The 12,013-nt window shown below is 66.8% G+C and carries 9 protein-coding genes; 3 read left to right on the top strand and 6 right to left on the bottom strand.

What is annotated here, in order from left to right; translation table 11 throughout:
* Positions 1-138 precede the first annotated feature (138 nt).
* Complete coding sequence (locus ACFU4Z_RS30305) at positions 139-609, top strand: nucleoside deaminase (RefSeq protein ID WP_379069746.1); 471 nt, start codon at positions 139-141, stop codon at positions 607-609.
* 54 nt (positions 610-663) lie between these two features.
* Here ACFU4Z_RS30305 and ACFU4Z_RS30300 read toward each other — a convergent pair whose 3' ends face one another.
* Entirely contained in the window at positions 664-1,923 is a 1,260-nt protein-coding gene (locus ACFU4Z_RS30300; protein ID WP_379069743.1) for a DoxX family protein, read from the bottom strand.
* 239 nt (positions 1,924-2,162) lie between these two features.
* The gene (locus tag ACFU4Z_RS30295; protein WP_379069740.1) at positions 2,163-3,527 is read right to left on the bottom strand and encodes a DoxX family protein; all 1,365 of its coding nucleotides are present in this window, start codon (positions 3,525-3,527) and stop codon (positions 2,163-2,165) included.
* A 259-nt stretch (positions 3,528-3,786) separates the two neighbouring features.
* Between ACFU4Z_RS30295 and ACFU4Z_RS30290 the strand changes: the two genes are divergently transcribed.
* Positions 3,787-4,917, top strand: coding sequence for a phosphotransferase family protein (locus tag ACFU4Z_RS30290; RefSeq protein WP_379069738.1), 1,131 nt, complete (start codon positions 3,787-3,789; stop codon positions 4,915-4,917).
* A gap of 8 nt (positions 4,918-4,925) precedes the next feature.
* Positions 4,926-6,023, top strand: coding sequence for a hypothetical protein (locus tag ACFU4Z_RS30285; RefSeq protein ID WP_379069735.1), 1,098 nt, complete (start codon positions 4,926-4,928; stop codon positions 6,021-6,023).
* A 59-nt stretch (positions 6,024-6,082) separates the two neighbouring features.
* On the opposite strand, the gene ACFU4Z_RS30280 is transcribed toward ACFU4Z_RS30285, so the two are convergent.
* The 4 genes from ACFU4Z_RS30280 to ACFU4Z_RS30265 all read right to left on the bottom strand — a co-directional run bounded on the left by ACFU4Z_RS30280 (position 6,083) and on the right by ACFU4Z_RS30265 (position 11,292).
* A complete protein-coding gene (locus ACFU4Z_RS30280; RefSeq protein ID WP_379069733.1) occupies positions 6,083-6,493 on the bottom strand; it encodes a cobalamin biosynthesis protein in 411 nt (136 codons plus the stop codon).
* Entirely contained in the window at positions 6,480-8,192 is a 1,713-nt protein-coding gene (locus ACFU4Z_RS30275) for a cobyrinate a,c-diamide synthase (RefSeq protein WP_379069730.1), read from the bottom strand. The genes ACFU4Z_RS30280 and ACFU4Z_RS30275 overlap by 14 nt, the downstream gene beginning before the upstream one ends.
* 127 nt (positions 8,193-8,319) lie before the next feature.
* The gene (gene cobO, locus ACFU4Z_RS30270; protein ID WP_379069727.1) at positions 8,320-8,934 is read right to left on the bottom strand and encodes a cob(I)yrinic acid a,c-diamide adenosyltransferase; all 615 of its coding nucleotides are present in this window, start codon (positions 8,932-8,934) and stop codon (positions 8,320-8,322) included.
* 327 nt (positions 8,935-9,261) lie between these two features.
* Positions 9,262-11,292 (bottom strand): magnesium chelatase subunit D family protein, encoded by a 2,031-nt coding sequence (locus ACFU4Z_RS30265; RefSeq protein ID WP_379070055.1) that lies wholly within the window; start codon positions 11,290-11,292, stop codon positions 9,262-9,264.
* Between the last annotated feature and the right edge of the window lie 721 nt (positions 11,293-12,013).

The raw sequence follows: 12,013 nt of genomic DNA, 5'->3' as shown, positions 1-12,013 counted from the left end.
GCAACTCGACACCCGACACCGGGTGAGCCGACGGCCGACGCATTGAGTCGACGGCACTCGGTCGTGGTCATCCACACCACGAACGGCACGGACAATCTGTATCTTGCGGCACGGCCCCGTTGCTTGCAGTGTGGAGCCATGACACAGGTACCGGCAGAACAGTTGCTCGAGGTGGCCTACGACGAGGCGCTACGCGGACTGTCCGAGGGCGGTATTCCGATCGGCGCGGCCTTGTTCGCGGCGGACGGCACGCTGCTCGGCCGCGGCCACAACCGCAGAGTGCAATCCGGCGACCCCAGCATCCACGCCGAAACCGATGCGTTCCGCGCGGCGGGCCGCCGCCGCGACTACGGCTCGACGATCATGGTGACCACGCTGTCGCCGTGCTGGTATTGCAGCGGGCTGGTGCGCCAGTTCGGCATCGGTGCGGTGATCGTCGGGGAAGCGCAGACCTTCTACGGCGGCCACGACTGGCTCGCCGAGCACGGGGTCGACGTCACGGTCCTGGACGACCAGCGCCTCATCGACATGATGACCACGTTCATCGCCGAACGGCCGGCACTGTGGCACGAGGACATCGGCGTCGCCGACGACATCGAGGCGCGGTGAGCGCGCTCGATCCGCACCGACGGCCGCTTGGCTCGATCACCGCAACCGAAGTCATCACCGGAAGTACGCGTAGTCCTGAACCCAGTGGAATCCGCGGCTACGCAGTGGGAAGCTGCCGAGATCCAGCTCGGTCAAGGACACGGTCACCGGACGGTCGTTCACCTGCCCCCGCAGGACGAGCCGCTCGGGACCCGGCCGTTCGAAGGTGAACGAGGCGAACTGCTTCTGCTGTCGCGAGGCTTCCTGTGCGGGTTCGGAAAGGGTGATCGTCCTCGCCTCCGGGTCGACAACGGCCACGGCGGGCACCCTGCTGCCGTCCATCCGCTGGTAGGCCGCGCCGCTGATATCGACAATGAGTCGCTGCCAACGATTTTCGTCGGAAGTCAATGGTGGCAGCGAAACTCCGTCCAGCTCGAATTCCGTGACATTCCAGATCCCGTACAGCGCCGGTTCAGGCGCCCCGTCGCCATATTCGCGCCACGCGTCCCAGCCGCTGCGCACGCAACCGAGCAGCACCCAGAGGCCGAGGAAGACCTGCACGACAACGAGGACGCGTTCGGCTCGCGGCGTGCGAAAGAGTCGTGGTTGGGCGGCGGGCCCGGACGGCCGTTCCAGCACAAGGACATTCGCCAGTCTGCGCGCCTGCGGAGCCAACACCACCAGGCACAGCAGCACCAAATGGAACGAGAGGATCTTGACCGGAACGTCGAAGGTCATGTTCAGCACGAAAACCTGGGCAAGACTGACCAGACTCAGCATCGCACCGAGCGTCGCGGTGCGCGGAACGAACAGCAGCAGCCCACCGAGGACTTCGGCGCTGCCGAGCAGAATCTCGTACGGATGGGAACTGCCGACCTGCATCCACAGCACCGACAGCGGGCTGAACTCGCCGTAGGGCTGGACCAAGGTGGCCAGCGGCGGACTCGTCATCTGTGTCGGAATGACCTTGGCCATCCCGTAGAAGATCATCTGACCGCCAAGGCACAGCCGGATAAATACCACGAACCAGGCATGGAGTCCGGCGTAATCGCCGCGGCGGCGGTCGAGTGCGGTCCAGACGGCGGTGATCACTGCGGAGAGCACCAGCAGACAGAAAACCAGCAGCCAGATGATCGCTTGATCGCCGCTGCCCGAGTCGTGTAGCACAGCGTCGACGCCGAACATCTGCCTGCCGACCCAAGCGGCGATCGGTTCGACAGCCGTCAACTGCCAGCGGATCGCCTCGTCCGAAAGCCATTGCCCGGCAATTCCGGTGAACACGTAGGTGATCTGCGCGAAGACCAGGCAGAAGAGCCCGAAGTAGGCCACGCACATACGGAAGACGATCCGTGTGAGCGGGATCCACCTCGGGTTTATGGACTGGGAGGACGAATCCTGCAGCGCCCGAGCATAAGTCCGCTCCGGACCGACTACCGCACCCACGTGGACTCCCTGTCTGACGACGAAATGGTGACGAGTCGAAACTATCGACGCCGACCACTCGTCGTCCTCAGAGCGACCCCCCGTCTCTGTCCGGGGGTTAACCGAACCACGGTCGGGATGCAGGCACCCGGTCAGCGGAAGTAGGGGTAGTCCTGCACCCAGTTGAACCCACGGCTACGCAAGGGGAATTGCTCGAGATCGACTTGTTCCAGCGCGATGGTCACCGGCCGACCGGCCAACTGCCCCGCCAGCTTCAGCCGATCCGGGGACGGCTGATCGAAGGTGAAGGTGCCGATCGGGGACGGCTGCGCGCCCGGCTCCGGCGGCGGATCGGACAACACGATCGTGTGCGCGGACGGGTCAACGACAACGGTAGCGGGCATGAGCGTGCCGTTCATCCGCTGGTAGGTCGCGCCGTGGACATCGAAAACAAGTCGCTGCCAACGGTTCTCGTCCGTGGTCAACGGCAGGAGCGGCTGACCGTCCTGGGTGAACTCCGAAACCTGCCAGATTCCGTACAACGGCGGCTTCGACGCACCCCCGCCATCTTTTTCCCAAGACTTCATCCCGACCTGCACCGCACCGGACAACGCCCAGACCCCGAGCGCGAGTTGCACCGTGACCGCGATGATTTTCGTCCGACGGCGAGCAAACGGCTCCGGCTGGGTGGCCGGTTCAGCGGGCCGCGCCAGCAGGAGCATATCGGCCAGCCGCCGGGCCTGCGGCGCGAGCAGCACCATACTCAGCAACAACAGGTGCAGCGCCAGAATCTTGACCGGAACGTCGAAGGTCATGTTCAGCACGAAAACCTGCGCCAAACTCACCAGACTGAGCATCGCGCCGAGGGTCGCTGTCCGCGGCAGGAACAGCAGTAGGCCACCGAGCACTTCGGCGCAGCCGAGCAGGATTTCGTACACCGGCGACGAACCGACCTGATTCCAGAGCACCGACGCCGGGCTGAACTCGCCGTAGGGCTGGAGCAATGCCGCGAGGGAAGGCTCCGGCATCTGGGTCGGGATCATCTTGGCCACCCCGTACCAGAGCAGCTGCCCGCCCAAGCACAGTCTGACCGCGAGCAGGAACCATGCATTCAGGATCCGATAATTCGGTCGATGCCGATCGAGCACGGTCCAGATCGCCGTCGCCACGACCGCCACAGCCAGCAGGCTGAACACGAACGCCCAGATGAACCGCTGATCGCCGCTGCCCGAATATTTGTGCAGCACAACGTCGGTACCGAAGATCAGCCGTCCGGTCCACTCGAAGATCGGACCGAGCGGACCCCACAGTCCCATCGCCGAGTCCTCGGCGAGATCCTTGGCGAAGAGGCCGGTGAAAACGAACGGGATCTGTGGGAACAGAGCACAGAACAAGCCGAAGTAGACGAAGCTGAGACGGAATGCGATCCGCGTCGCCGCGGTCCAGCGGGGCCTGTCTTCGACGATCGGCGTGCCGCCGTCCGCTCGCTCCAGAACGTCCACACCGCTTGCGCTCACACCGAACCCTCACTGCCTGTCGATGACTCCACAAGAGGGCAACATATCGAGGCGGAGAGGCTGTCCGCTTCCAGGAAGTCCCCGATTTCCTCCCCTACCTCCGGGGTATGAGATCTAGCCCGAAGGATGAGTACCCCGGTACTGTCAACCCTCGATGCCACCCAGTGAGCGGGTTACATTTTCTTGCTGTTTTCCTGGCCATACGCAACTAGAACGCGTTACATTTTGGCCGAAGGTTCATGGTGCAGGAGGATGAAATATGGCCGAAGATCCCGATCCCACCGCGCGACGACAGCTGACTGTCAGCGACCGCGATCTCGACGCCCTCGCCGAGGATTTGTCCCGGTGGCTGGATTCGAAGGTCTCCGCTGACCACCCGCCGAAGATCTCGGCGCTGTCGCGTCCGCAGGGCGCCGGGATGTCGAGCCCGACGGTGCTGTTCGACGCCGAATGGAGCGTGGACGGCAGGCACGAGGCCGGATCGTTCGTGGCGCGGATGACGCCGGAAGCCGAATCGTTCCCCGTGTTCGAAAACTATGATCTGGAAACGCAATACAAGATCATGGCGGGCGTCGCCGAAGCCTCCGACGTGCCGGTGCCCGAACTGTGCTGGCTGGAAACCGACGAAAAGGTGCTCGGCACCAAGTTTTTCGTAATGAAGCGAATCGACGGACGGGTGCCCGCGGACAATCCGCCGTATGTGTTCATCGGCTGGCTGTTCGATGCGAGCCCCGAAGAGCGCGCCCAGCTCACCGCCGGCACGGTGGAGGTCATCGCCAAAATCCACGCGATCCCGGATCCGGCCACCCGGTTTCCGATGCTCGACGGCCCCGGCCAGGCGCTGCGCAGGCATGTCGAGTGGCATCGCAAGTGGTATCGGTGGGCGCTGGCCGACGACGGGTACCCGATCCCGATCATCGAGCGCGCCTTCGACTGGCTCGACGCGCACTGGCCCGCCGATCCGGGGCCCGATGTCCTCGCCTGGGGTGACTCGCGACCGGGCAACATCCTCTACAACGGATTCGAACCGGTCGGTGTGCTGGACTGGGAGATGGCCGGCCTGGGTCCCCGCGAGCTGGATATCGCCTGGCTCATCTTCATCCACCGCTTCTTCCAGGACATCGCCACCCGCTTCGATCAGCCGGGCCTCGCCGACTTCCTGCGCCGCGACGACATCGTCGCCGAATATGAAGAGATCACCGGATATACGGTCCGCGATCTCGACTTCTACATCATCTACGCCGCGCTGCGCCACGCCATCGTGATGGCCAGGGTCAAGCGCCGGATGATCCATTTCGGCGAGGACACCGACACCCCCGACCGCGACGACTACGTGATGCACCGAGCGAGCCTGGAGGCGCTGCTCGACGGAACCTACGAGTGGGATTGAGACCAGCAATGCCTGTGCCCTTGGACGAATACCCGATCCATCAGACCCACCTGTCCCTGGCCCGAGTGGCCAGCAGCGACCGGAACTTCTACGACAGAAGCTATTTCAACGGCCATGACCGCGACGGGGGCACGTTCTTCGTCACCGGCTTCGGCGTGTACCCGAATCTCGGCGTGACCGACGCCTACGCCGCCGTCCGGCGCGGCGACACCCAGCGTTCGGTCCGCTTCTCCGATGCGCTCGGCGATCGCAGCCTGGACCAGCAGGTGGGCGGCTACCGCATCGAGGTGCTGGAACCATTGCAACGGATCCGGGTGATCTGCGAACACGACGACCTCGGATTCGACCTCACCTGGGAAGGCTCGTTCCCGACAGTCCAGGAGCAGCCGCACCTGATCCTCAACGGCAACCGGCCGATCATCCAGGCGAGCCGCTTCGCGCAGGTCGGCTCCTGGGCGGGCACGCTGCACGTCGACGGCAAGGATTTCACCGTCGACCCGGACATCTGGATGGGCACCAGGGATCGTTCCTGGGGTATCCGACCGGTCGGCGAGCCCGAACCGCCCGGCCGCGCCGCCGCCGAGCCCTCGGGTGGCTTCTGGTGGATGTATGTGCCGATTCGCTTCGACGACTTCGCCATCGTGGTCATCGTGCAGGAGGAACCGGACGGCACCCGCACTCTCAACGACGCGGTCCGCGTCTTCCCCGACGGCCGCACCGAACAGCTGGGCTGGCCGCGGATCCATATCGACTACCGTTCCGGCACAAGGCATCCCGTCGGCGCACGGCTGGAACTCACGACACCGGACGGCAAACCGCTCGAGGTCGAAATCAAGACCGTCACCAATGTCGCCCTGCATGTCGGCTGCGGCTACGGCGGCGACCCCGATTGGCTGCACGGCCGCTGGATGGGCCGCGACTGGTCCTCCAGCAGCAGCTACGACCTCACCGATCCCGCCATCGCGAGCCGAGTCCCCTTCGGCGTCATCGACCACGTCGCCCACGCCCGGTGCGGCGACGCCGAAGGATGGGGCCTGTTCGAACACGCCAGCCTCGGCCGCCACGACCCGACCGGCTTCGCCGACTGGGGCTCGGTAGCGCCGTGATACGCACCGGGTGCGGGCACGCCGATTTGCCCGGAGCCGTCCCACTGACCGCCGTCTGCTCAGTTGTCGTCGTGAAGTGTTGGGGAGCAGGCTGATTCGATGCGGGCAGGCCGATGGAGTGCGGCGGCGATCACGATGTGGTCGATCGTGCGCTTGGGGATAGTGAGTGGGCCGTTGGCTGCCAGGATCGCGGCAGCCTCGGCAACGCTCGGAATGCCGAGGAGGGTGTCGGTCCGGGTCGACGGATTGGGGACACGGATTTCGGCCAGTTCGGCGTTGGTGTAGGCGCGGACCGGAATCGCGAGGTGGGCTGCCGCGGCGCGGATGCCGGGCTCGGCGGCGCGGCGGTCGAGGGTCGCCAGGCAGCGGATAGGTTTGTCGCCCAGCGCTTCTCGGATGACGGAGAGGATTCGCTCGGTCGAAGTTCCCGGGCGGAAGCCGAGGCCGACGGCGAACTCACGTGGTGGCACGGGTGGGTGCATAGTCGGCAGCGGCGGCCACGAAACGAGCGACAGCTTGCGGATTTCCGGCCGGGTGGGTGTGCAGGTAGGAGGCGTGCACGCGGTGGACGAGTGCGCCTTCGCGGATTCGGTCGCCGCCGGCGTGCCAACCCCATGCCGAGGTGTCGGCGCCGGTGGTGACGAGTCGCGTCCGGTGGAATTCGTGGCCGCGCACCCGCTCGCCCGCTCGCCAGAGCGGAGAATCGGTGAGCGCCACCGCATCTCGATAGCCGAGAGTCAGACGTGGTCCGAATTCCGCGGTCGCGTCGACAACGCCTGCCATCGTGTGGCCGTCGAGCGATCGGGTGAGATACAGCAGGCCGGCGCATTCGGCGTGCACCGGCATCCCACGCTCGGCCTGCTGGGCCACCAGCGTGAGCAGACGAGTATTGGCAGCCAGGTCTGCGGCGTGTTCCTCCGGGAACCCGCCCGGCAATACCAGACCTGCAGTGCCGACGGGAAGTTCGTCGTGCATCGGGTCGAAAACAACCACTTGTGCCCCCGCCGCGATCAGCAGCTCACGGTGCTCGGCGTACCCGAAGGTGAACGCGGGCCCGCCGGCGATAGCGATCACCGGCGCGAATCTTGCCTTCTCAGTGAGAGTTTCGTCGACACGACCAAAGTCTGTGCCGCTGTGGAGAAGCGCCTCGACGGTCGACGGCGCGGTCTCCCGCCCGATGATGCGCGTTCCGTGCGGAACGCCTTTCGAGGTTGGCCGCGCAACGGACCGGCTGTCACCGGTCAGCCCTTCCGCGCTCGGCGGCATTGCCTCAGCTCCAGCATCGGAGCGTGCACCCGCCAACGCACCGGTGTGCGTCGACGAGGCGGGAGCGGGCCTACGCGCTCCGACCGTCGGATCCCATGTCACGCTCGCAGCAGGCGGCTCGGCCGAATGCGCGCCCAGCTCCACTTCCGGATCCCAGATCGGACTTGCGGCCGTCGCATGGGCAAGACCCGCGATGGCGCGCAGATCGACGTGGGCGGCGACGAGATCCGTCATCGCGTCGACCGCGGCAGTGGCGGCGGCTCCGTGTTCGACCGCGGGGATGAGACCGAGGTGGCGGGAAGGGACTTCCAGCTCGGACATTCGTGGGAGTGAGCCGAGGACCGGAAGCCCGACGCGGTCGCAGGCCGCGCGCAGCACTTGATCGTGGCGTTCGCTGCCGACGCGATTGAGGATCACGCCGCCGAGCCTGATCGTACTGTCGAAGGTGGCGAACCCGTGCAACAGCGCGGCAATACTCTGGCTGTGGCCGCGGGCGTCGACCACCAAAATAACTGGTGCGCCGAGTAATCCGGCAACCTGCGCGGTGGATCCCTCGGCGATGGGCCCGGACTGGTTTTCGTCGATGCGGCCGTCGAACAGCCCCATCACACCCTCGACCACCGCGAGGTCACACCCCTGCGCGCCGTGCCGATACAGCGGCACGACACGTTCCATGCCGACCAGCACCGGATCGAGGTTGCGCCCCGGCCGCCCCGCGGCAAGTCCGTGATATCCGGGATCGATGTAGTCGGGCCCGACCTTGAACGGCGCAACCCGATGCCCCGCCCGCCGCAACGCCCCGATCAACCCCGTCGCCACCGTGGTCTTCCCACTTCCCGACGCAGGCGCGGCAATCACCACGGCAGGAATGCTCACCGAGTCCGCTCCCCTCGGGATCCGCATCCGCTCCGCCATCCCGCAACATCGGCCGCCGACATTGGGCACACGCACTGCCGGTCGGCGAGCGGTACATGGCGGAGCGGGCTTCCCGGCGTTCGCCGCAGCCATGTCCCACTCGTCGAAGCGAGGGTCACCATTCGATGCCTCGTTGGCCTTTCCGGCCCGTGTCCATGGGGTGTTTGACTTTCGTCATTTCGGTGACGAGATCGGCGGCGTCGATGAGGGCCGCAGGGGCGTCACGGCCGGTGATCACGACATGTTGGTTGCCCGGTCGGTTTCGGAGTGTCTCGACGACCTCGTCGGTGTCGACCCAACCCCACTTCAGCGGGTAGGTGAATTCGTCGAGGACGTAGAAGCGGTGCTGCTCGGCTTCGAGTCTGCGGGCGATCTCCCGCCAGCCCGCCAGCGCGGCGGCGGCGTGGTCTTCGTCGCTGCCCGGCTTGCGGGTCCACGACCAGCCTTCCCCCATCTTGTGCCATTCGACCGCACCACCGGCGCCGGTCTCCTCGTGCAGCCGGCCGAGCGTACGAAAAGCGGCTTCCTCGCCGACCTTCCACTTGGCGCTCTTCACGAACTGGAACACCGCCACATCGAATCCCTGGTTCCAGGCACGCAACGCCATCCCGAACGCCGCGGTCGACTTCCCCTTGCCCGGCCCGGTGTGTACCGCGAGCACCGGCTGATTGCGCCGCTGCCGCGTGGTCAGCCCATCATCCGGAACAGTCTCCGGCACACCCTTAGGCATCGAAACTCCTTGGTAGTCCATTGATCAGCGTGCCCACACTCATGCGGACACCATCGCCTGTCGATCTACGCCGTGCCGAACAGTGCCGACGGTCAGCCTGCCGCGCCATACCTCGAGCCGCCGCGGGTTCTGGGGAAGACAGAGGTGCCACCACGATCAGCTCGTAGCGCCGTGCACGGGCCGAGGTGGCTGGATCGGGTACCGACGATATCGACGGTCGGGGTGGCGGCGCGCTGAGGCAACTCGCGGCGCGGTATGCCCGCCCCGACGGCCGAAACCGGTGCAGGCGGCGTCGGCTATCGCCGACAGTCGGTTGCGCCGCCACGATCAAGCGGCTCGCATTGCCGGGTGCGCACCGAAACGACCCGAGCCCGCGCGGACGACGTCGGCTACCGAATCACCGGTCAGCTCGCTGAGTCGCAGGTAGCCGGCGCGCAGGCTGCGGGCCAGGTCGGCGGCGAGGCCGAGGCGGATCATGCCGCGTTCGCAGTCGACGACGATCGAGGTCACCGCTTCGTGGGCCAGCATGTCGGCCGCCGCGCGGGCGCGGGGCACCGGATCGGCGCCGCCGGTGGCGCGGCCGTCGGTGAGGAGCACGAGCATGGGGCGACGGCGAGGGTCGCGGACTCGTTCGCGGTGCACCACCTCGCGGGCCTTCAACAGGCCTGCGGCGAGCGGGGTTTTGCCGCCGGTACGCATGCCGGACAGACGGCGGACCGCGATATCGACCGAGGAAGTCGGCGGCAGCACGAGTTCGGCTTGCTGCCCGCGCACGGTGATCACGGCGACCTTGTCTCGGCGCTGATAGGCATCGCGCAGCAGGGCGACGACAGCGCCGGTGACCGCGGAAAGCCGATCCCTTGCCGCCATCGATCCGGAGGCGTCGACCACGAAGACGACCAGATTGCCTTCGCGCCCTTCGCGATACGCGCCGCGCAGATCCTCGGCCGCCAGCATCAGCGGGCCGTCGCCGCGGCCGCGGGCGTGCTGGTGCGGGGCGGCCGCGAAAACGGTGCCGAGCAGATGCAGTCCGGCGGAGGTATCCGTGCTGGAGCGGACGGCACGGCCCTGCCTGGTCTGCGCACGGGAGCGGCGGCCCGCGGCGCCCTCGCCGACGCCGGGGACTTCCCAGCGCGGCGGAGCCACGACCGACGAAGCGGGAGCACCGGTTCGGCCTTCGCGAGCGGCGGACGACTGCCCGCCGCCGGGTCCGCGGTCCGGGGAATCCGGGCCGCCGTCGGGTCCGTCGTCCGGTGAATCCGGTCCCTCGGTATCAGGACCGAAATCGTCCTCGCGGCTCGGGTCCGGAGAATGCTGATCCTGCGCCTGGTCGGTCCCGAATTCGTCTTGCTCCGTGGCGTTTTCGCTACCCGGCTGCTCGGCGCGCGCCGCTTCCTCGCCGGCGTCGCGCATCGCGTCGTCGAGCTGTTCTTCGCTGATGCCCGGCTCGTCGAACGGATCGCGCCGTCGGCGGTGCGGCAGGGCCAGCTCCGCGGCGACACGTACGTCTTCTTCGCTCACAGTGTCGGCGCCACGCCAAGCCGCGTGCGCCGTCGCGGTCCTGGCGACCACCAGGTCCGCGCGCATCCCGTCCACATCGAAAGACGCACACAGCGCGGCGATTCGGCGCAACTCGACATTGTCGAGCGTTACGCCTGCGACGCGATCGCGGGCGGTGAGAATCCGTTCGGCGATATCCCGGTCGGCGGCAGCGTAGCTCGCCGCGAACCCGGCGGGGTCCGCCTCGTAATCCAGCCTGCGCCGGACCACGGCCATCCGCACATCCACCTCTCGGGAGGCGGCGACATCGACGGTCAGCCCGAACCGGTCCAGCAGCTGCGGACGTAGCTCGCCTTCCTCCGGATTCATGGTTCCCACGAGCACGAACCGCGCCGGGTGCGAATGCGAAACGCCATCGCGCTCGATATGCACCCGCCCCATCGCCGCCGCATCGAGCAGCACGTCCACCAGATGGTCGTGCAGCAGGTTCACCTCGTCGACGTAGAGCACGCCATGATGGGCAGCCGCCAGCAAACCCGGCCGGAATGCCTGTTCCCCGTCCCGCAGCACCCGCTCCAGATCCAGCGAACCGACCACTCGGTCCTCGGTAGCGCCGACCGGCAGCTCCACGAGCCGAGCCGGCCGCGCCCCCGTCTCATCGACCACCGGCGGCAGCAGCTGCGCAAGCGCCCGCACCACTGTCGATTTCGCGGTGCCCTTCTCCCCGCGCACCAGCACCCCACCGATCCCGGGATGCACCGCACACAGGATCAACGCCAACTGCAGCCGCTCCTGCCCCACTACCGCCGAGAACGGGAACCCCGCCTCACCATCCGCGCCAGGACGCGAACCACTCAGCGAATGGGCATGCGGTGCAGTTTCCGTATGGGACAAGGACACGCCCCAACTCTATTCGCGCCACACCAGCCGATCCCCAGCACCCTCCACCAGCCGCGACCTACCGCCGCACGACGCGGCAAGCCCATCACCCGCGCTAGCCCCAAGACACGGAGTCCTACCACCAGCCGCTGCGTCCCACTAGTCCGAAGCCCGCGACCCGGCCCCTCGCCCAGACCACCACGACGGACAGAGGCCGACGACCACATTCGAGTCCCAACAAGCCCGAAGTACCCGCCACCACCCCCGGGCGCTCACACAACCACGGCAGATCGATTCCGACGACCGACGTTCATGGTCGACTCACACCCAACGCCTCCGAGGTCAGAAGCATTCGCACCACCCCCTCGGCACGATGACACCTCCGAGCACAGCAAAACCCAGCACCAGCCCTCACGACCCGCCCACCCCACAACAGCCGAAGCACAACACCAAAGTCACAAACTCAGCTACCAACACGCCCACTCGGCACCATGCACCCCTCCGAGCACCGCAAAACTCCACCACCAGCCCTCACGACCCGCCCACCCCACAACAGCCGAAGCACAACACCAAAGTCGCAAGCCCAGCCACCGACACCCCCACTAGGCACGATGATGTCTTCCGAGCGAAGCGAGACCGAGCCCTAGAGTTCGCGGCCCGTCTCGCTTCCGAGCCGTCGAAGCGCACGCGCCGAAGGCGC

The organism is Nocardia sp. NPDC057440 (assembly GCF_042802915.1).
Lineage (GTDB): Bacteria > Actinomycetota > Actinomycetes > Mycobacteriales > Mycobacteriaceae > Nocardia.
Note: the sequence above shows the minus strand (reverse complement) of the source record. Positions and strands in the feature narration are given on the sequence as shown.

Excerpts from the sequence above, each read along its gene's own strand:
- ACFU4Z_RS30305 (WP_379069746.1), top strand. The coding sequence starts at position 139 with ATGACACAGGTACCGGCAGAACAGTTGCTCGAGGTGGCCTACGACGAG.
- ACFU4Z_RS30300 (WP_379069743.1), bottom strand. The coding sequence starts at position 1,923 with ATGTGCGTGGCCTACTTCGGGCTCTTCTGCCTGGTCTTCGCGCAGATC.
- ACFU4Z_RS30290 (WP_379069738.1), top strand. The coding sequence starts at position 3,787 with ATGGCCGAAGATCCCGATCCCACCGCGCGACGACAGCTGACTGTCAGC.
- ACFU4Z_RS30285 (WP_379069735.1), top strand. The coding sequence starts at position 4,926 with ATGCCTGTGCCCTTGGACGAATACCCGATCCATCAGACCCACCTGTCC.
- ACFU4Z_RS30275 (WP_379069730.1), bottom strand. The coding sequence starts at position 8,192 with ATGCGGATCCCGAGGGGAGCGGACTCGGTGAGCATTCCTGCCGTGGTG.
- cobO (WP_379069727.1), bottom strand. The coding sequence starts at position 8,934 with ATGCCTAAGGGTGTGCCGGAGACTGTTCCGGATGATGGGCTGACCACG.